Here is a 19,651-nt window from a genome sequence, read left to right as displayed (position 1 = left end):
GATCGACGTCGGCGCGGGTGGCGGCAGCTACCTGGTCGTACCGGAGAACGCCAACCCGGGCTGGCGGGCCACCCTCGACGGTGTCCGGCTGGTGCCGACCCGACTCGACGGGTGGAAACAGGCGTGGTTCGTACCGGCCGGTGCCGCCGGCCGGGTCGAGCTGATCTTCACCCCCGGTGAGCAGTACGCCCTCGTCCTGCGCCTGGGCGGGGGACTGCTGCTGTTGTTGGTCGTCGCGGCGCTGCTTCCCGCCCGCCGCCACCGGCCGGCGTACCCGGTGGTGCCGACGACGATGCCGACCGCGCCGGTGCTCGCGCTGGCGGTGCCGGCGCTGCTCGGAGGGTTGGTCGGGCTCGGCTGCGCGGTCGTGGTCGTCGTGCTGCACCGACGCCGGATGCCCACTCCGGGCTGGATCTGGGTGCCGGCGGCGGTGGGCCTGAGCGCGTACGGGACCCAGCGGTGGTGGCTGCCCCGGGTCGGGTCGGAGCGGCTGGCGGACCTACTCGTGGTGCTTCCGACCGGCCTGCTGCTCATCGCGATCGCCGCCCTCGTGCTGCGGTCCCGCCGGGTGCGCGGACGGTTCGAGGCGCGCCGCGAGGGCCGGCTGCGCGGTTGGGCCCGACGTCGCGCCCTGCGACGCGGGCAGCGACGCCCCGACGAGGCGGTCGGTCTCGGCGGTCCCGGGCCGGTGCCGGTCGCGCCGCCCCGCGAGGAGGCGCCGCAGCCGCTGCGTCGGCCGTTCGATGAGGTGGTAGCTGGCCGTCGCGACCGGGATGGTCAGGGCCAGGGTGAGCACGAGGAGCACCCAGAACGAGCTGTTCATCCGGGTGAAGCCGAGCAGGCGGAAGCAGACCTCGAGGGCGAGGAGGTGCCAGAGGAAGATGCCGTAGGAGATCCGACCGAGGAACCTGACCACCGGCTGACCGAGCAGCGCGCGGGGCACCCCGCCCGAACCCGGGCCGACGAGCGGGGCGATCACGCACCAGGCGATGAGCAGGAACACCAGGTGCTCGATGACCGACTCGACCGGGGTGGCGGGATCGACCCCGCGTGGGCCGGCGATCGGCGTACTGGCGATCCAGAGCAGCGCGCCGGCGATGAGCCACGAGGTGCCCGGCGCGAACGTGAAGACCCGGAGTCCGCGCGGCGTGGCGGACCACGGATCCTCGTCGCCGCGCCCGGCGTCGCCGCCGCTCAGACCGCCGAGGAACGCCGACGAGGTCCGGTTCGCGGGCCAGGAGGCGAGCACGGCCAGCATGATGCCGACTCCGAACCAGTCGAGGAAGGCGGGTAGCCAGAGCACCGCGAGCCCCGGTAGTGGCGAGTCGGGGCCGTGGACGTACGCGTTCCAGGTGAGGCCGGCGAGAACGAGGACGACGCCGAGAGTCAGGTGACGTCGGGCTCGCTGAAGCGGGTTCCGACCGCCCATTCGGCGGGCGATCACCGCTATCACCGGCAGCGCCAGGTAGAAACTCGCCTCCGTGGCCAGGCTCCAGGTCTGTTCCATCCCGACCGGGAGTCGCAATGGCTGATAAATCTGTGCCAGCAGAACGGGGATCGCCCAGTCCCAGACCGACCTCAGATAATCGATGTTGAGCCACGCCAGTGCGACGACCGCCATTGCCCAGTAACCGGGCAGAATGCGCAGTCCGCGATGCCAGAGGTATCTCCGAACCGAGGGTGACGGCTGCCCGTGAATGGCAGCGAGCACGAATGGCCGGTAGAGGAGGAAGCCCGACAGGGCGAAGAAGATCGCCACCCCGACGTCCAGTCTGGCCAGCACAGCAGCCGGACGGGCGAACGAGTTGGTCAATCCGCTGAGAAATGAGACGTGGTGGACGACCACCGCGAGCACCGCGACCGCGCGGAGTCCTTCCAATGCGGGCAGCCAGCCATCCGAACGGACGATATTGGGCGCGGACTCGCCCGCTCGTCCGTTGATCGCGTCGGGTTCGACGGGTCGGCTCACAGTTCCTCTACATCCTATTTGGCGGGGTGACCCCACGGCTGCGTGCCACCGGAGTCGGTACGTCCCTGAAGGGCGCGACGGACTATATCCGAAATCGGTCCCGTCATGTACTGTCAGCCGACCAGTCGAGCTTTACAAGGGGAGGAGTTTCATGCGACCTACGTCGGGTGCCATCTTGGTGGCGGCGGGCGCGTTCCTGATCGTCGGGGCGGTGGCGACGCCGCTGACCGTCGCGCCCGCTCTCGTCAAGGTGCCCCTGGACCAGAGTTCGGTGACGGTGTCGACGGCTCAGAACGCGACCGTCTTCGACTTCAAGACACTCTCCGAGCGGAGCGGGGTCAACCTCACGGCCCATCGCGCCGTACGGGGCGACGTGGAGGCCGGGAACACTGACCGGGCTGTCTTCAACGTCGGCGTCCGGGTCATCGACGACGCCAAGAACGAGATCACCGTCAACACGGACCGGGTCGCCCTCGACCGGCGGACCGCGGAGGCGGTGGCCTGCTGCGCAGAGGACATCAACGGCGCGCCCTTCAAGCACGAGGGCCTGACCTACACCTTCCCGTTCGGCACCGAGAAGAAGACCTACAAGTACTTCGACAACACCGCCCGCAAGGCGTACCCGGTCAAGTACATGGGCACCGAGAAGTTGCAGGGCCTGACCGTCTACCGGTTCGAGATGACGGCCGAACCGGTCCAGATCAAGCAGATCGACGTGCCGGGCCGACTCGTCGGCTCGACGGAGCCCACGGTGAGCGCCGGGCTCTTCTACACCAACACCCGCACCCTGTGGGTGGAGCCCGACAGTGGCGTCATCGTGAAGGGCCAGGAGAAGCAGGCGCAGACCCTGCGCGACGCCGGCGGCGCCGACAAGGTCAAGATGATCGACGCGACCCTCGCCTTCGACGAGGCCACCCAGAAGCAGCAGGCCAAGGCTGCCAAGGATGCGCGCAACCAGATCAACCTGCTGACCACTGTGGTGCCGATCGTCCTCGGCGCTCTCGGTCTCGTCCTGGTCCTGCTCGGTGTGTTCCTCATCGTCCGCGCGACTCGTCGCCGGCCCGACGCGACGCCCCCGGTGGCGGCCGACGACCGTCCGACGACCGACCTGCCGTCGCAGGCCTCGTCGGAGCCGGTCGAGGAGCCCACGGTCCCGGCCGGTGGGCGGCACGCCGCGGAGCGCAGCGAGCCGTAACGACCCGCACCACCACCGCACGCCGACCTTCGGGCCGGCCGACCTTCGGGTCGGCCGGCCCTTCTCCGATTCGGGTCGCGGTTGCTACGAGCGCCGCACCGCGTACCGGGTGCACACCCAGTCTTCGGTGTACGGCAGGTCGGGCCGCTGCCCGACGATCCGTCCACCGTGCGTGGCGACCAGCCGCGCCATGTCGGCGTCCGGTACGGCGGTCATGCTCATCGGCGCCGGATAGTTGAGCAGGCGGCGCTGTGCCCAGCTGATCAGGCGGAACGGCGCGACCTGCCAGATGAGCCCCTTGGCCGTACGGGCCGGTTCGGTGGGCAGCCCCACGACGGCGGTCCCGCCCGGGCGCAGGACGCGCAGGAACTCGGCGAGGTAGCCGTCGATGGCGGGCCGTGGCAGGTGCTGCAACACCAGGGCGCTGTAGACCAAGTCGAAGTGGCCGTCGGGGAACTGGCTCAGGTCCGGCGCGTCGTTGAGGACGAACCGGATGTTCCCGGTGCTTCGGTCCAGTCGGCGGGCGGTCTCCAGCATGGACGGCGCGATGTCGACGCCGACGACCTCGTCGGCGTACGGGGCGAGGCCCTGGGAGAGTCGGCCGGCGCCGCAGCCGAAGTCCAGGACCCGCTCCCACCGGGTGGGCAGTCCGAGCTGGCCGAGCCATCCGGTCGTCTCCTCGACGTCGGCGCGACCGGTGGCCAGGAACTCCTCGACGTCCCACCGGCCGCCCCGCTTACCGGGCTGAACGAGCACGGCCCAGAGCGGATCCTCGGCGCCCAGCTTGGTCCAGTCGCGTCGTACGTCGTTCAGATTCACGCCGAAACCCTAGGGCATCCCGCGTCCTGCCGGCGGGGATGTTCGGATCGGGACGGCCGTCCGAACGGCTCCCTCTGACCTGGGAACTTTACATCCGTTACCTGATTGTAATCCGTCGATGCGTTAGTCACCCTGAGTGGTAGACAGGGCGTCTTATGTGGCATGTGCGGTGATTGAAGGGTTTTCGCAACGACCCAAGCGCCAACGCATCGTGACATCGGTCTACCTCTGGGTCGACCGTGTGTTACCGCCGAGTAATCAGGGGGTTGTGAGCCGTGCCGCGCCGGGTGCACGATCAGGCTCGATCGTTACCCGCCGGTAATAGATGACGGGCACTGCGTACGCGCCTCGAACGGCCGCCGCGCACATCCACCCACAGGAGGAACCCGTGCAGGATCGTTTGGACAATCAGGGTCGGGTCCGGTGGCGGCGGTTCGCCGCCATGATGGTGCCCGCCACGGCTGCTGCCGGCGCCATCCTCTTCGGCATGTCGACCGGGGCGATCGCGTCCGACATCACCGTCTCCGGGCAGACGTTCAAGATCGGCGCGGACCGCCTGGAGGGCGACGGCTTCAAACAGTACGGCGGCATCGTGAAGGAGAAGGGCAAGGACGGCAAGAGCGGTGCGGTGCACCCCGTCGCCCTCTCCGAGATCCGCAGCGCGGACCTCTACAACCTCTGCCAGTCCGTCCGGGCCGACCTGCCCGGCATGCCGGTGGTGCTCACCATCAACGCCGGCGAGGGCAAGCAGCCCGCCCACGCGGACGACCTGCTGATCGCCATGGACTCGCTCGACGGCAACGCGACCTTTACCACCATCAAGATCGGTCGAGACGCCACCGACCTGAACCCGACGGCGCAGCGGGGTTCGTTCGGCCAGAACGCCGACCACGTCACCATCACCGACCTCAAGCAGGTGTCGCGGTACACCACCGCGGCCACCTTCAACCTGGTCGGACTGCGGCTCAAGGTGAACGTGGGCGACGACGCCAAGGGCAAGGAGTGCTTCTGAGCTGAGCGCGGCCCGCGGTGACCGAGCGCTGCGGGCCCGCCCCACCCCCCGTCCCCGCTCCGCCAGGAGGAGTACGTGACAACCGCCAACCCGTCCCATGTCCGGCCGAGCAGTGTGGCCCAGGCGTGGCGGAGGTTCCGTGGCTGGCGACGGAGTCGGCCGTTCTGGGGCGGCCTGCTCACCGTCCTGGCCGGTGTGGAGATGTTCGCCTCCACCCGGATGACCCTCAACGGCCTGAGCTTCCACAGCGGCGCCACCGGACTGCTCTCGCTGCTGATCCCGGTCATCCTGGTGACCTGCGGCCTGCTGCTCTGGTTCACCCCGGGGCAGCGGCTGTTCTACTCGATCGTCGCGGCGGTCACCGCGGTCTACGCGCTGATCGGGCTCAACCTGGGTGGCTTCTTCGTCGGCCTGCTGCTCGGCATCGTCGGCAGCGCGCTCGCCTTCGCCTGGACGCCGACCCGCCCGGCAGCCGACGCGACCGAGCCTGCCGAGGTCGAGTCGGCCGGGGCCGAATCGGCTGGGACCGAGCCGGTCGAGGTCGAGTCGGCCGGGACCGCGCCGGCCGCTGCCGAGTCATCCCCGACCGAGCTGTCCGCGACCGGGTCGGCTGCGGTCGAGCAGCCCGTTGGCGGGCACCACGAGGGTGACACCGACCCGGAGCGGCCCGGCCGTACCGTCGATCCGCGTACCTTCGGTGTGGTCCTGGCGGTGCTCGGCCTCGCCAGCGCCGGCCTGGCCGCCCAGCCTCGGCCCGTGCAGGCCGCACCGGTCCGTTCCGCCGCGGCCGTCTGCCCCACCCCGTCCCGGCCGGCGCCATCCACCCCCGGCGCGTCGACGCTCACGCCGAGCGCGAGCCCGCAGCAGGGCGGCAACATCATCACCGACATCCTGGACGGGATCGGTGACCTGCTCACCGGCGGCCACCGCCGCGACGCCGCGTCACCCACGACCAGCCCCACGCCCTCCGCGAAGCCGACCGCCACGCCGACAATCCGCCCCGGTCAGCCCACGGCCTGCCCCAGCCCCGGCCGACCCGGCCGCCCGGGCGCGACGAAGCCGGGTGCGACCACGCCGGGCACGGCGAAACCCGGCACGGTGGAGCCGGGCAAGCCGTTGCCGCGTATCGCCGCCGATGAGAACCTGCCCCGGGTGGCGCAGACCCCGTCCAAGCTCACCGGCTCGTCGGTGCGCATGACCGGGCTGCGCTTCGACGGGATCACCGAGTTGCAGACCGAGAAAGGCACCCTCGAGGTGCTGAAGTTCAGCATGCGCGAGGCGGTGACCGACGACTTCCTGCTGCGCGCCGACGGCCCGCAGGGGCGTAACCAGCGGTACGCGACCGACCGGCTGACGGTCAGCGGGAACGTGGCCTTCTACGCCACCCGGTTCGTCGGCAAGCTGCTCGGCATCAAGATCACCCTGACGCCCGACCTGCCACTGCCGGACGGACTGCCGGTCACCTCGCCCATCCCGATCACGTTCACCGACCCGGTCATCGACCTGGCGTACGTCACCAGCAACACCCTCACGGCGCGACCGGCACTGGCGTTGACCCTCGGCTGAGGGACAGACGGCCCGACCCGGTCACCCATCACGGGTGGGCTGCGCCAGCAGGAACAGGAGGATCAGCGCGGCCATCGACGCGACGACGCCCAGAAGCCACGCCACGGTGACGGAGACCACGGTTCGGTTGCTGCCTGGGGAGGACGGGAGTGCTCCGCGGCCGTAAAGACCCAGGCCCAGAAGCGCGAGCCACAGCGGCACCAGCAGGGGAGCGAGCGCCGGCCAGATGGGCCAGACCGGCTCGGTGCGCAGGTCCGGGCCGTCAACCAGCACCTCCCAGGTGAGGGCGGCCCCCGGGAGCAGGCCGACCGTCACGAGGGTGCCGACCAGTAGGGGTACGGGTGGCCGCCGCCGCGCCACCAGCCAGAACAGAATCGTGCCTGTCGCGGCACCGGAAAGAGCGCCGGCGATCGTCAGGGCCGTATACCCGGCCGGCGGTTCCGGGCCGACAACAAGCTCCACCCCGCTCCACGAATGCTTGAGCGTGACGGTCAGCCCGTTCCGGGTGGCCGACCAGTCGTCGCAGAGGTATCCCCTCGTACGGCGTACGTCGTGCCACCCCTGCGCGGCGATGCTCTGCCCCGCCTGTTGGGAGAGCGCGCAGTCGTCAGAGATGGTGTACGAGAAGGTTGTCCGTCCCGAGCCAACGTCGTCGGCGGCGAAACCGACTCCCCACCGAGAGCCGCGCACGACTCGATCCGAGTCGGACGGCGACGCGTCGGGCAGCACCTCGCCCGCCACATCCCGGGCCTCGGCGTAGGTGGGCGGCGTGACACCCCGGCCGCCGAACCAGGAGCCCAGGCTGAGACCCACAGTGCCCAGCAGCAGCGCACCGAGCAGCGACATCGCGACGCGACGCAGCCGAGGACTCACCCCGTACACCCCTGACTCGACAGGACGGCTCCGCCGCCGGGAGTTGGTTGTATCCCCGGCGGACGGAGCCGTCAAGGCTCGCCAGCTGTCCTAGAGTCGGGCCAGCGCCTTGCGCAGCGGGTCGAGGCCCAGCGCGCCCAGGTCCAACGCCTGCCGGTGGAACTCCCGCAGGTCGAAGTCGGCGCCCTTGCGGGCCATGGCGTCCTCGCGGGCCTGCAACCAGATCCGCTCACCCACCTTGTACGACGGCGCCTGCCCCGGCCAGCCCAGGTAGCGGTTCAGCTCGAAGCGCAGGTTCTCGTCCGGCACCCGGCAGTGCGCCCGCATGAACTCCCAGCCCAGCTCGGGCGTCCACCGCTCGCCTGGGTGGAAGCCGAACGGGTTGTCCTTCGGGATCTCCAGCTCCAGATGCATGCCGATGTCGACGATCACCCGGGCGGCGCGCATCGCCTGGCCGTCGAGCATGCCCAGCTTGTCGCCCGGGTCCTGGAGGTAACCCAACTCGTCCATCAGTCGCTCGGCGTAGAGCGCCCAGCCCTCGCCGTGCCCGGAGACCCAGCAGAGCAGCCGCTGCCAGCGGTTGAGCAGGTCGGCGCGGACGGCCGTCTGGGCCACCTGAAGGTGATGCCCCGGCACGCCCTCGTGGTAGACCGTCGTCACCTCCCGCCAGGTGGAGAAGTCGGTGATGCCCTGCGGCACCGCCCACCACATCCGGCCCGGGCGCGAGAAGTCCTCGCTCGGCCCGGTGTAGTAGATGGCCCCGTCGCTGGTCGGCGCGAGGCAGCACTCGATCCGGCTGACCTGCTCCGGGATGTCGAAGTGGGTACCGTTCAGCTCGGCGATGGCCTTGTCGGCGAGCGCCTGCATCCAGTCGCGGAACGCCTCCTTGCCCTGGATGGTCCGTGCCGGGTCGGCGTCGAGCTTGGCCACCGCCTCGTCGACCGTCGCACCCGAGCCGGCGATGCGTCCGGCCACCACCCGCATCTCCGCCTCCAGGCGGGCCAGCTCCGCGAAACCCCAGGCGTACGTCTCGTCCAGGTCGACCTTCGCGCCGAGGAAGTACTGCGAGGCGAGTTCGTAGCGCTCCCGGCCGGCGGCCTGCTTGTCGCGCCCGTGCGGGGCCAGCTCGGCCCGCAGGAACTGGCCGAACTCGGCGGTCGCCGCGGTGGCCGCCGCCGCGCCCCGGCGCAGTTCGGCGCCGAGGGTGCCGTCCGCGCCCAGCCGCTCGACCAGGGCGTGGAAGAAGTTGTCCCCGGTCGGGTCTGTCCAGGTGTCGCACTGCTTGGCCACCTCGACGAGCTGTACCTTCGAGCTGACCTGCCCGTTGGCGAGCGCCTCACGCAGCGTGGTCTTGTAGCCCTCCAGCGCGCCGGCGAGCCCGTTGAGCCGTTTGGCGATGTTGGCCTGCTCGTCGGCCGTCGCGGTCGGCATCAGGTCGAACACCATGCGGACCTCGTGCAGCCCGCTGGTGATCACGCTGACCTCGCTCGTCGTCTCGCCGGCCTCGTAGCGGGCCAGGTCCAGACCGAGTCGTTCCTGCATGGCCTCCTTGGCGGTGCGCTCCGCCTCGGTGTCCGGTTCGGCCGCCTCCAGCTCGGCGAGCGTCGCTCGGGTCAGATCGGCGCGTGCCCGGTATCCGTTGGGTGAGAGGTCGTCGAGCTTGTCGTCATGGCCGGCGATGCCGACGTAGGTCGCGCCGGTCGGACTCAACGGCGCCCACTTGTCCACGTAGCGATTGGCGATTTCATCAATTCGTCCCACGCTGCGACACTACGTGACCACCCGGTCGGGATGCCGATGTCATTTGTCGTGTCCAAGCAGCGGAAAGTCGGACGACTTTGTCGCACCCCTCCGGCAGAGTGTCAGGGGTGAACACCGACATCGCTCCTGACAGGGCCCCGCTGCGCGCCTGGTTGCCGGGCTTCTTCGCCCTCGCCGCCATCTGGGGTTCCAGCTTCCTGTTCATCAAGGTCGGCGTGGCCGAGCTGCATCCCGTGCAGCTGACCCTCTACCGCGTCCTCGCCGGCGCGCTGACCCTGCTGGTCGTCCTCGCGGTGCTGCGCGACCGACTGCCCCGCGAGCCTCGGGTGTGGGCGCACCTGGCCGTCGTCGCCCTGTTCGGCGTGGCCGTGCCGTTCACCCTCTTCGGTTACGGCGAGCAACGGGTCGAGTCGATGCTCGCCGGCATCTGGAACGCGACGACGCCCCTGATCGTGCTGCCGCTGGCGGTGTTGGTGTTCCGGACCGAGCGGCTGACCGTCCGCCGAGCGATCGGCCTCGGGCTGGGCTTCGTGGGCGTGCTCGTCGTGCTAGGGGTCTGGGAGGGCATCGGTGGGGCGCACTTCGTCGGGCAGCTGATGTGCTTCGGCGCGGCCGCCTGCTACGGCGTCGCCATCCCGTACCAGAAGCGGTTCGTCGCCGGCACCGCGCACTCCGGGCTGTCCCTGTCCACGGCGCAGTTGCTGCTCGCCGCCGTGCAGCTCGCCCTCGTCACCCCGTTCGTCGCGGGCGTGCCGCCGCTGCCCACCGAGCTGTCGGCGAAGGTCGTGGCCAGCGTCCTGGCCCTCGGTGCGCTCGGCACCGGGCTCGCCTTCGTCATCAACATGCGCAACATTCGGGTGGCCGGCGCGAGCACCGCCTCCACCGTCACGTACCTGGTCCCGATCTTCGCGGTGTTGATCGGCGCCGTGGTGCTCGACGAGCGGCTCAACTGGCACCAGCCGGTCGGAGCGCTCATCGTGCTGCTCGGCGTCGCGGTCGCGCAGGGTGTGCTCGGCCGCCGGACGCCACGGCCGGTCGTCGGCGTGGGTGCGCCCGCCGCACCCGCCGCCGAGCCCGTCCGCCGCTGACCCGCGTCGCGCCGCCGGTCAGGCCCGGTGGCGCAGCGCCGACCAGGGTCACCGCTCAGGCCCGGTCGCGGGTCCACTCCACGAGCTGCTCGGCCGACCAGGTGTTGATCACCCGGTCGGCCGGGACGCCGCAGCGCGCGGCCCGCTCGCAGCCGAACCGCTGCCAGTCGAGCTGCCCCGGGGCGTGCGCGTCCGTGTCGATCGCGAAGCGGCAACCCGCCTCCAGGGCGCGGCGGATCAGCCGCTTCGGCGGGTCCTGCCGCTCCGGCCGGGAGTTGATCTCGACCGCGGTGTCGTGTTCCGCGCAGGCGGCGAAGACGGCGTCCGCGTCGAAGTCGCTCTCCGGGCGGGTCCGGGCCCGGTGTCCCTTGTCACCCGGACCGGTCACCCCCGCCGGACGGGACGACACCATCCGACCTGTGACGTGGCCGAGGATGTCCAGGTGCGGGTTGGCGACCGCCTTCACCATCCGCCGGGTCATCTTCGACCGCTCGTCCTTCAGGCCGCTGTGCACCGAGCCGACCACCACATCGAGTCGGGCCAGCAACTCCTCGTCCTGGTCGAGCGAGCCGTCCGCGAGGATGTCCACCTCGATGCCGGTGAGGATCCGGAAACCCTCCGGCAGCGCCGCGTTGACCTGCGCCACGTGGTCGAGCTGACGGCGCAGCCGCGCCGCGGTCAGCCCCCGGGCCACGGTGAGCCGCGGCGAGTGGTCGGTCAACACCATGTACTCGTGACCCAACTCGACCGCGGCCAGCGCCATCTCCTCGATGGGCGAGCCGCCGTCGGACCAGTCCGAGTGGGTGTGGCAGTCGCCCTTCAGGGCGGCGCGCAGCGCCGTGGCCTCGGCATCCAGGTCACTGCCCTCGGTCGCCAGCAGCCGGCGCAGATAGACCGGTTCCTCACCGGCCAGCGACTCCGTCACGCAGCGGGCCGTCACGTCGCCGACGCCGGCCAGTTCGGTGAGGGTGCCGTTGCCGGTCCGGTCGGCGACCTCGGCCGCCGGCAGGCCGGCCAGCGCCGTGGCCGCCGACCGGAACGCCCGTACGCGGTAGGTGGCCTCGTTCGCCCGCTCCAACAGGAAGGCGATCCGGCGCAGGTCGGCGATCGGGTCCCGGGCAGCCATGTCAGGGCGCCTTCGGGCAGCCGTGTTGGCGCTGCCACGCGGTCACCTCGGCGGCCGGTTCCCGATTGCCGCCGCGCCGCCACGAGTCCAGGTAGCGCGCCGGCCAGAGCACCCCACGCCGGATCCACCACCCGTCCTTGCCGGTGCACGGCGGCGAGATTCCGAAGTGCACGTGACAGACGTTGTTCGCGTTGCCGGTCCGGCCGACCTTGCCGAGCTGCTGCCCAGCACGTACCCGGACCCCCGCCTCCACCCCGGACGAGACGACGCTCAGGTGCGAGCCGTAGTAGCGCACCCCGTCGTCACCGAGCAGCGACACCGACAGCCCGCCGTTGTCCGGGCCCTGCGGCCCGCTCTTGGAGTACCTGTCGACGCGACTCACCTCCAACACCGTGCCGTCGGTCACCGCCACGAACGGCTTACCGCAGTTGGCGAAGAGGTCCGTCGCCGGGTACGCCCCGTGCGTCGGGTGGTAGTCCACGTTGTCGGCGCGTACCGGAAAGACATGCCGGAGCCCGGCGCGGGTGGCGCTCGGCGACGGCTTGGCCGACGGCGGCGTCGGGCTGGCCGGGCCGGTTGGCGTCGGCGCGGCCGTCGGGGCCGCAGGCTGCTCACCGGTCGCCCAGACCATCGGCGGCGTCGGCGCGGCGGCGTCCGGCGGCACCCCTGGCCGGGTGGTCGCGCAGCCGGCGGCCAGCATCGGGGCGAGCAGCAGCAGGATCGGGTACGCCGGACGCGCGCGGCGGCCGATCGTGGGCGAGGGCATTCGGTCATCCTGACAGACCGGTACCGTGGGGACGAGCGACGCGCGTGAGGGAGGGCAGCCGGTGAGCATCGCCCGACCCGACCCGGACCCGGGTATGACGCGGCCGGTGTCGCGTACCCCGTCGGGGCTCTTCCCGGCCGGACCACCGGCCCGGCCGACCTACCGCGAACCGCACCCGGTGACCGGCGGCGGTGTCGCCTCCGGCGGCGGCGCGGCGGCCGCCTGGCTGCTGCTGTTCGGGCTCCTCGGCACCGACCTGGCCAGCTACGCGTGGTGGACGGTGGTGGCCGGCCTGCTGGCCTGGGCGACCGCCCTGGTGCTGGTGCGGTACGGCGACCGGGGAGTGGCCACCGGCGTGGCAATCGTGACCGCCGGCGGCTGGAGCATCGCCGCCGCCGTGGTGGCGGTGCGCTGGGCCACCAGCGGTGACTGGCCGCTGTGGTGAGCGCGCCCGACCGGCCCGGATCAGAGCCTCGGTGACTGCGCCGCGTGCCCGGTTGGCTGCGTAGCGAACGCCGTCTTGACGTGGCCGCCGAGACTCGGCACGCTCGGCACTATGGCCTGGACCACCCCGCGGCAGGACCCGGATCGCAACCGCCGCCGCCTCCAGTTGCTCGCCGAGTTGGCGGGCGCACGGGCGGTACGCCAGCGCAGCCGGCCGCAGCGACAGCGCACCGAGCGTCTACGCCAACTCATCGCCACCCGCCGTCGGGTAGCTGGCTGATCTCGACTTTGTCAGGTTTGGCCGGCGTCTCGGGGCGTTGACCGGTCGCCTGCCGACCCGACCGGCTAACGTGCACCCTTGACGAGTCGGCGCTGTGCCGAGGGCTTTTGGGGGAACCGTGTCGTACTTCGCTGCGGCCGTGGTGCGTGACGACAGTGGCTGGACCGCCGCCGAGGTCAACCTACGGGGTGCCACCGACATCGACGAGGTCGCCGACCGCCTGCGCGACGTCGACCAGGAAGCCGACGTCTCGCTGCTCTTCGTCGAGGCCGACGACGCGTACCTGGTGATCCTGCGGCTCGACGAGGGCGAGGACCTGCGGGTCTTCGGGTCGGACTCGGCGTACGCCGAGGAGTCCCGGCTGGGTCAACTGCTGGTCGGTGACCTGAAGACGTCGGTGACCGGGCTGGACGGCGACGACGAGCCGCGCCCGGCCGCCAGCGGCGACGAGGAGAGCGAGCAGCCCGCCGTCGACCCGGAGGCCGATCCGGTGGGCGACGCCGACCTGCTCGCCAACCTGGGCATCTCCGCGCAGAAGCTGCTGACGCTCTGCGGCCACGAGGGGATGCTGCCGGCGGACGTCACCGCCGAGATCTGCGAGGTGCTCGGCTGCGCCGACGAGGTCGAGGAGCTGCGTGAGGTCTGAGCCGGCCGACGCCACCGACCCCGCCTTGGAGACGATCCGGCCGGGCCAGCCCACGCCCGGAGCGGTGCGGCGCGCCGGACCGGGTGCGAGCGAGGGCCTGGCCGAACCCGGGGGGATCGGGCGACGGCAGCGGCACGAGCTGTGGATGCGTCGGGCCCTGGAGGTCGCCGTCACCGACCCGGCTGTTCCCGGGGGCGGTGTCGACGACATCCCCGTGGGCGCGGTGCTGTACGGCCCGGACGGCGCCGAGTTGGCGATCGGGCGCAACGAGCGGGAACTGACCGGCGACCCCACCGCCCACGCCGAGGTGCTGGCCCTGCGTCGGGGGGCGGAACGGACCGGCGAGTGGCGGCTGGACGGCTGCACGCTCGTGGTCACCCTGGAACCGTGCACCATGTGCGCGGGGGCGCTGGTGCTGGCCCGGGTCTCCACCGTCGTCTTCGGCGCCTGGGAACCCAAGACCGGCGCGGCCGGCTCGCTCTGGGACGTGCTGCGCGACCGTCGGCTGAACCACCGCCCCGAGGTGTACGGCGGTGTGCTGGAAGCCGAGACCGCCGCCGTCCTGCGGGCGTTCTTCCGCTGAGGCTGCCCCTCAGCGCCCGGGTGATCAGGCCGCCGGCAGGGTGACCGTGACGACCAGGCCACCGCCCGGGCGGGGGTGCGCCTCGGCGGTGCCGCCGTGGGCCCGGGCCACCGCCCGGACGATCGACAACCCCAGCCCGAAACCGCGCGTACCGGCCACCCGCTCCCGGGACAGCCGCCGGAACGGCTGGAACATCGTCTCCACGTCGTAGCCGGCGATCACCGGGCCGGTGTTCGTCACCATGAGGGTGGGCCGATCGCCGACGAGCCCGGTGCGCACCTCGACCCACCCGTCGGCGGCCAGGTTGTGCCGCAGCGCGTTCTCCACCAGGTTGAACGTCAGCCGCTCCAACAGCACCGGGTCGCCGTTGGCCGGGGCCGGCGCGAGCGACCGGTGTACGGGCAGGTCAGGTGCCTGCTTACCGGCCTGGTCGATGACGTGCGCGCAGACCTCCGCCAGGTCGACGGCCGTACGCTCGGTCAGCTCGTTCTCCGAGTCGGCGAGGGTCAGCAACCCGTCGATGAGCCGTTCGTGCCGCTCGTTGACCGCCAGCAGCGACTCGCCCAACCGCCGGGTCTCCTCCGGCGCGTCCGGCCGGGTCACCGCCAACTCCACGAGCGCGCGGTTCAACGCCAGCGGCGTACGCAGCTCGTGCGAGGCGTTCGCCACGAACCGGCGCTGCCCGTCGAAGGAGCGGTCCAACCGTTCCAGCATCTCGTCGAAGGTGTCGGCGAGTTCGCGTACCTCGTCGCGGGGACCGGCGAGCGCGATCCGCTCGTGCAGACCGCGACCGGCGGTGTCCGCCCCGGCGATCCGCCGGGCGGTGCCGGTGATCTGCTGCAACGGCTGCAACGCCCGACCAGCGACCAACCAGCCGAACGCGATCGCCGCCGCCGACACCACGATCAGCGCGATCCCGCCCTGGGTGAGCAGTGACTCCAGCGCGTTGCGCTTCGCCTCGTCCTGCACCTCCTGTATCAAGGCGCGCAGGGTGTCGACGTTCTGCCCGCTGGGCGTGACAGGGCTGGCCTTGGGCAGGTCCCGCAGGCTCACCCCGAACGGCTGGGCCATCCGTTGGTCCACCAGCACGTACGTGACGGCGAGCAGGACCACGCCGGCCAGCAGGAAGAGCCCACCGTAGATGAGGGTGAGGCGGCCCCGGATCGTCAGCCGTTTCATCGGATCCGGTACCCCGCGCCCGGCACCGTCTCGATCACCGGTGGGTCGCCGAGCTTGCGGCGCAGCTTCATCATGGTGACCCGGACCACGTTGGTGAACGGGTCGATGTGCTCGTCCCAGGCGCGTTCCAGCAGGTCCTCGGCGGAGACCACGGCACCGTCGGCGCGCAGCAACTCGGCCAGCACCGCGAACTCCTTGCGGGACAGCGCCACATGCCGGTCGTCGCGGCGTACCTCGTGCCGGGCCGGATCGAGGTGGATCCCGGCGCGGCGCAACGTCGGCGGTGCGGCCGGCCGGGCGCGACGGGTCAACGCGTGCACCCGCGCCGACAACTCCACCAGGGCGAACGGCTTGGTCAGGTAGTCGTCCGCGCCGATCGCCAGGCCCGCCACCCGCTCCCGGACCGCCGCGGCGGCGGTCAGCATCAACACCCGGGTCTCCCCGCCCGCGTCCACGATCGCCCGGCACACGTCGTCGCCGTGCACCACCGGCAGGTCCCGGTCCAGGACCACCACGGCGTACTCGTTGACGCCGAGCCGTTCCAACGCGGCGTCCCCGTCGTACGCCACGTCGACCGCGAACGACTCGCGGCGCAGCCACTCGGCGATGGCGTCCGCCAGCACGTTCTCGTCCTCGACCACCAGCACTCTCACCCGTCCATGGTCCCCGCCGTCGGGTAACGGCGGCATAACCGTGCACGGTTACGCCCCGGATACGTCCGCTGCCCTGAACTGGGCGACAACGTCCGGCGATCCGCGCCGGACCTGGAAGACGGAGGCGGACACCATGCGGCGACAGATGCTCGCGATCCCCGCCCTGCTCGCCCTGGCGATGGCCGGGTGCGGCCCGGCGGACGACGGTGGCGGGGTCGCGACCGCCGGCGGCGCGAAGGGCGGCACCACGGCGAGCGCCACACCGGCGGGCGACTCGGAACGTCGACTCGCGTTCGCCCGATGCATGCGGGAGAACGGGGTGGACATGCCCGACCCGGAGCCGGGTGGCCGCCCCGGGTTCCGGTTCGACGGGGACGCCGACCCGCAGAAGGTCGAGGCGGCCATGGAGAAGTGCCGCGACAACCTGCCCAACGGCGGGCAGGGCCCACAGCTCAACCCGGAGCAGGCCGAGCAGATGCGCACCATGGCCAAGTGCATGCGGGAGAACGGCGTCCCGAACTTCCCGGACCCGGACGCCGACGGGCGGATCCAGATCCCCAGGGGCGACGACGGACTCGACATCGGTGACCCGGCGCTGCGCGCCGCGATGGAGAAGTGCCGGCAGTACGCGCCACAGTTCGGCGGTGGCCGGTGACCGGCACCGCCCGACGCGCCCGCCTGCGGGCCGCCCTCGTCGGTGGGGTCGTGCTGCTGGTCGCGGCCGTGGGCGTGGTCGCCGCGGTCGGCTTCGGCGGCGGGACCGGCGGGGACGCCGCCCAGGCCGGTCCTCCGGCGGACACCGCCGCCATCACCCGGCAGACGCTCGCCGACTCCGAGACCGCCGACGGCGAGTTGGGGTACGGCACCACGCGTACCGCCACGGCGAGGCTGAGCGGCACGGTCACCGGGCTGCCGGCGACCGGGTCGACGGTACGCCGGGGCAAGCCGCTCTACCTGGTCGACAACGCGGAGGTGGTACTCCTCTACGGCGGGCTGCCCGCGTACCGGACGCTCGCCCCGGGCGTGGAGGGCGCCGACGTCGAGCAGTTCGAGCGGAACCTCGCGGCGCTCGGGTACGACGGCTTCACGGTCGACGACGAGTACACCGGCGCGACCGCCGACGCGGTCCGCGAGTGGCAGGACGACCTCGGCCTGGCGGAGACGGGCCGGGTCGAGCCCGGGCGCGTCGTGTACGCCGACGGTGAGGTCCGGGTGGAGAGCCACCAGGTCGACGTCGGCGCGGTCACCCAGCCCGGCCAGGCGGTGCTCACCTACACCGGCACCAGCCGGGTGGTCACCGTCGAGTTGGACGTGGACGACCAGCGGCTGGCCAAGCGCGACGCGAAGGTCCGGGTGAAGCTGCCGGACGGCCGGGCGGTGAACGGCACGGTCAGCGCGGTCGAGACGGTCATCCAGACCGGTACGGCCGGTGCCAACGGCCAGTCGGCGGAGGCGGAGACGAAGATCGAGGTGACCGTCGCGGTGGCCGATCCGAAAGCCCTCGCCGGCTTCGACCAGGCCAGCGTCGACGTCACCTTCACCGCGTCGGAACGGGCGGACGTGCTCACCGTGCCGGTGGCGGCGCTGCTGGCCCTCGCCGAGGGCGGCTACGGCGTCGAGGTCGTCGACGGCGGTACCAGCCGGATCGTGGCGGTGACCACCGGTCTCTTCGCCGACGGGCGGGTGGAGGTCACCGGCGAGGGGATCGCCGAGGGAACGAGGGTGGTGGTTCCGGCGTGACCGGCGACGTGATCGTGCTGGACCGGGTCAGCAAGCGCTACCCCGGCGGGGTCGTCGCGTTGGACGACGTGTCGTTGCGGATCGGCTATGGCGAGCTGGTGGCGATCGTCGGCCCGTCCGGGTCGGGCAAGTCGACGATGCTGCACCTCATCGGCACCCTCGACCGGCCCTCGTCGGGCAGCGTCCGGATCGACGGGTACGACGCGGCGACGCTCTCCGACCGGGAGCTGTCCGCGTTGCGGGCCACCCGCATCGGCTTCGTCTTCCAGCAGTTCCACCTGGCCCCCGGCGTCCCGGTGGTCGACAACGTGGCGGACGGGTTGCTCTACTCCGGCGTACCCCTGCGGAGGCGGCGCGACCGCGCGGAGGCCGCGCTGGTCCGGGTCGGCCTGGGCCACCGGCTCGGGCACCGGCCGCACGAGCTCTCCGGCGGGGAGCGGCAGCGGGTGGCTGTGGCCCGGGCGGTGGTGGGCGAGCCCGCCGTGCTGCTCGCCGACGAGCCGACCGGCAACCTCGACTCGACCTCCGGCGCCGGAGTGCTGGACCTGCTGCACGAGCTGCACCGGGCCGGCACCACCGTCGTGGTGATCACCCACGATCGGGAGATCGCCGACAGCCTGCCCCGGCAGGTACGGATGCGCGACGGCGCGGTACGGCACGACTCGCTCCTCGCCACGGGCGGGGTCGGCTGATGGCGGTGCTCACCCCGGCCCGGATGGGACCGGGGGACGTCCTGCGCGTCGGTGGGGTGGGCCTGCGGACCCGACCACTGCGGGCGTTCCTCTCGGCGCTGGGCATCGCGATCGGCATCGCCGCGATGATCGCGGTGGTCGGCATCTCGTCGTCGTCCCGGGCCGAGTTGGACCGGGCGCTCGACGCGCTCGGCACCAACCTGCTCACCGTGGAACCGGGCAACACCCTGTTCGGCGCGGACGCCCAGCTACCCGAGGAGTCGGTGGCCATGATCGGGCGGATCGGCCCGGTGACCGAGGTGTCCGCGACCGGCCAGGTCTCCGACGCCAAGGTGTACCGCTCGGACCGGATCCCGGCGGCCGAGACGGGCGGGATCGCCACCCGGGCGGCCCGGCTGGACCTGCTCGGCACCGTCGGAGCGCAGGTGACCAGCGGAACGTGGCTCAACGAGGCCACCGCCCGCTACCCGGCGGTGGTCCTCGGCGCGACCGCCGCCCACCGGCTCGGGGTCGACAAGGCCAACCCGCAGGTGCAGGTGTGGCTGGGCGGGCGGTGGTTCACCGTGGTCGGCGTCCTCGCTCCCGCGCCGCTCGCCCCGGAGCTGGACGCGTCGGCGCTGGTCGGCTGGTCCGCGGCGAGCGACTACCTGGGCTTCGACGGCCACCCGACCACCGTCTACACCCGGGCCGAGGAGTCCCAGGTCGAGGCTGTCCGGTCGGCGCTCGGAGCGACCGCCAACCCGGAGGCGCCCAACGAGGTGGAGGTGTCCCGGCCCTCGGACGCGCTGGCCGCCGCCGAGGCGACCGACGCCGCCTTCACCGGGCTGCTCCTCGGCCTGGGCGCGGTCGCCCTGCTCGTCGGTGGCGTCGGCGTGGCCAACACCATGGTCATCTCGGTGCTGGAACGCCGGGCCGAGATCGGCCTGCGCCGATCGCTGGGGGCCACCCGAGGTCAGGTACGCACCCAGTTCCTCGCCGAGTCGCTGCTGCTCTCCGCGCTCGGCGGGGTCGGCGGGGTGCTGCTGGGCATCCTGGTCACCGCCGGGTACGCGTTGTCCCAGGGCTGGCCGACCGTGGTACCGGCCTGGGCGATGCTCGGCGGGGTGGGCGCGACCCTGGTCATCGGCGGCTTCGCCGGCCTCTACCCGGCGGTCCGCGCCGCCCGGCTCTCCCCGACGGAGGCGCTCACCGCCGTCTGACCGGTTTGGCGGGCGGCCTTGTGTGGCGCGGCGTGGTCTGGCATGGCGCGGTGCGGCCCG

At 72.1% G+C, this 19,651-nt stretch carries 20 protein-coding genes; 12 read left to right on the top strand and 8 right to left on the bottom strand.

All coding sequences use genetic code 11. From position 1 onward, the window contains the following. Positions 1–499 precede the first annotated feature (499 nt). Positions 500–1,846, bottom strand: coding sequence for an acyltransferase family protein (locus ACN263_RS28905; RefSeq protein ID WP_422740863.1), 1,347 nt, complete (start codon positions 1,844–1,846; stop codon positions 500–502). A gap of 274 nt (positions 1,847–2,120) precedes the next feature. On the opposite strand from ACN263_RS28905, the gene ACN263_RS28900 reads away from it, so the two are divergent. Next, the gene (locus ACN263_RS28900) at positions 2,121–3,164 is read left to right on the top strand and encodes a DUF3068 domain-containing protein (RefSeq protein WP_422737368.1); all 1,044 of its coding nucleotides are present in this window, start codon (positions 2,121–2,123) and stop codon (positions 3,162–3,164) included. Positions 3,165–3,248: 84 nt separating this feature from the next. Here ACN263_RS28900 and ACN263_RS28895 read toward each other — a convergent pair whose 3' ends face one another. Beyond that, positions 3,249–3,983, bottom strand: a complete 735-nt coding sequence (locus tag ACN263_RS28895; RefSeq protein WP_422737367.1) for a class I SAM-dependent methyltransferase — start codon at positions 3,981–3,983, stop codon at positions 3,249–3,251. Positions 3,984–4,371: 388 nt separating this feature from the next. On the opposite strand from ACN263_RS28895, the gene ACN263_RS28890 reads away from it, so the two are divergent. Continuing rightward, positions 4,372–4,995 carry a DUF6230 family protein gene (locus ACN263_RS28890; RefSeq protein WP_422737366.1) on the top strand — a complete coding sequence of 208 codons (624 nt, stop codon included), beginning with the start codon at positions 4,372–4,374 and terminating at the stop codon, positions 4,993–4,995. 75 nt (positions 4,996–5,070) lie between these two features. Further along, positions 5,071–6,561 carry a DUF6114 domain-containing protein gene (locus ACN263_RS28885; protein ID WP_422737365.1) on the top strand — a complete coding sequence of 497 codons (1,491 nt, stop codon included), beginning with the start codon at positions 5,071–5,073 and terminating at the stop codon, positions 6,559–6,561. Positions 6,562–6,582: 21 nt separating this feature from the next. Here ACN263_RS28885 and ACN263_RS28880 read toward each other — a convergent pair whose 3' ends face one another. Together ACN263_RS28880 and ACN263_RS28875 are read right to left on the bottom strand one after the other, a co-directional pair. Beyond that, positions 6,583–7,434, bottom strand: a complete 852-nt coding sequence (locus ACN263_RS28880; protein ID WP_422737364.1) for a hypothetical protein — start codon at positions 7,432–7,434, stop codon at positions 6,583–6,585. A gap of 90 nt (positions 7,435–7,524) precedes the next feature. Continuing rightward, the gene (locus ACN263_RS28875) at positions 7,525–9,195 is read right to left on the bottom strand and encodes a DUF885 domain-containing protein (RefSeq protein ID WP_422737363.1); all 1,671 of its coding nucleotides are present in this window, start codon (positions 9,193–9,195) and stop codon (positions 7,525–7,527) included. A gap of 107 nt (positions 9,196–9,302) precedes the next feature. Between ACN263_RS28875 and ACN263_RS28870 the strand changes: the two genes are divergently transcribed. Further along, the gene (locus tag ACN263_RS28870) at positions 9,303–10,283 is read left to right on the top strand and encodes a DMT family transporter (protein WP_422737362.1); all 981 of its coding nucleotides are present in this window, start codon (positions 9,303–9,305) and stop codon (positions 10,281–10,283) included. Between the two features lie 55 nt (positions 10,284–10,338). Here ACN263_RS28870 and ACN263_RS28865 read toward each other — a convergent pair whose 3' ends face one another. Further along, on the bottom strand, positions 10,339–11,409 hold the full coding sequence (locus ACN263_RS28865; RefSeq protein WP_422737361.1) for a PHP domain-containing protein: 1,071 nt from the start codon (positions 11,407–11,409) through the stop codon (positions 10,339–10,341). A 1-nt stretch (position 11,410) separates the two neighbouring features. Further along, entirely contained in the window at positions 11,411–12,040 is a 630-nt protein-coding gene (locus tag ACN263_RS28860; RefSeq protein WP_422740862.1) for a M23 family metallopeptidase, read from the bottom strand. Positions 12,041–12,269: 229 nt separating this feature from the next. Between ACN263_RS28860 and ACN263_RS28855 the strand changes: the two genes are divergently transcribed. The 4 genes from ACN263_RS28855 (at position 12,270) to ACN263_RS28840 (ending at position 14,128) form a co-directional block, all read left to right on the top strand. Further along, positions 12,270–12,620: a hypothetical protein gene (locus ACN263_RS28855; protein ID WP_422740861.1), complete on the top strand. Its 351-nt coding sequence runs from the start codon at positions 12,270–12,272 to the stop codon at positions 12,618–12,620. Positions 12,621–12,731: 111 nt separating this feature from the next. Next, positions 12,732–12,899, top strand: coding sequence for a hypothetical protein (locus ACN263_RS28850; RefSeq protein WP_167626078.1), 168 nt, complete (start codon positions 12,732–12,734; stop codon positions 12,897–12,899). Positions 12,900–13,017: 118 nt separating this feature from the next. Then, on the top strand, positions 13,018–13,545 hold the full coding sequence (locus ACN263_RS28845) for a tRNA adenosine deaminase-associated protein (RefSeq protein ID WP_422737360.1): 528 nt from the start codon (positions 13,018–13,020) through the stop codon (positions 13,543–13,545). Between the two features lie 64 nt (positions 13,546–13,609). Further along, positions 13,610–14,128 carry a nucleoside deaminase gene (locus ACN263_RS28840; protein ID WP_422740860.1) on the top strand — a complete coding sequence of 173 codons (519 nt, stop codon included), beginning with the start codon at positions 13,610–13,612 and terminating at the stop codon, positions 14,126–14,128. Between the two features lie 24 nt (positions 14,129–14,152). On the opposite strand, the gene ACN263_RS28835 is transcribed toward ACN263_RS28840, so the two are convergent. Further along, positions 14,153–15,307 (bottom strand): sensor histidine kinase, encoded by a 1,155-nt coding sequence (locus ACN263_RS28835; protein WP_422737359.1) that lies wholly within the window; start codon positions 15,305–15,307, stop codon positions 14,153–14,155. Further along, positions 15,304–15,960 (bottom strand): response regulator transcription factor, encoded by a 657-nt coding sequence (locus ACN263_RS28830; RefSeq protein WP_422737358.1) that lies wholly within the window; start codon positions 15,958–15,960, stop codon positions 15,304–15,306. The genes ACN263_RS28835 and ACN263_RS28830 overlap by 4 nt, the downstream gene beginning before the upstream one ends. Positions 15,961–16,105: 145 nt before the next feature. On the opposite strand from ACN263_RS28830, the gene ACN263_RS28825 reads away from it, so the two are divergent. The 4 genes from ACN263_RS28825 to ACN263_RS28810 are packed head-to-tail and all read left to right on the top strand — an operon-like array spanning position 16,106 to position 19,591. Next, positions 16,106–16,615, top strand: a complete 510-nt coding sequence (locus tag ACN263_RS28825; RefSeq protein ID WP_422737357.1) for a hypothetical protein — start codon at positions 16,106–16,108, stop codon at positions 16,613–16,615. Next, complete coding sequence (locus ACN263_RS28820) at positions 16,612–17,700, top strand: efflux RND transporter periplasmic adaptor subunit (RefSeq protein WP_422737356.1); 1,089 nt, start codon at positions 16,612–16,614, stop codon at positions 17,698–17,700. The genes ACN263_RS28825 and ACN263_RS28820 overlap by 4 nt, the downstream gene beginning before the upstream one ends. 8 nt (positions 17,701–17,708) lie before the next feature. Beyond that, entirely contained in the window at positions 17,709–18,392 is a 684-nt protein-coding gene (locus ACN263_RS28815) for an ABC transporter ATP-binding protein (RefSeq protein WP_422740859.1), read from the top strand. After that, positions 18,392–19,591: an ABC transporter permease gene (locus tag ACN263_RS28810; RefSeq protein WP_422737355.1), complete on the top strand. Its 1,200-nt coding sequence runs from the start codon at positions 18,392–18,394 to the stop codon at positions 19,589–19,591. Before ACN263_RS28815 ends, ACN263_RS28810 begins: the two co-directional genes overlap by 1 nt. Positions 19,592–19,651 lie beyond the last annotated feature (60 nt).

Source organism: Micromonospora sp. WMMD729, assembly GCF_049315225.1.
GTDB lineage: Bacteria > Actinomycetota > Actinomycetes > Mycobacteriales > Micromonosporaceae > Micromonospora.
This window is presented reverse-complemented; position numbering and strand designations above follow the sequence as displayed.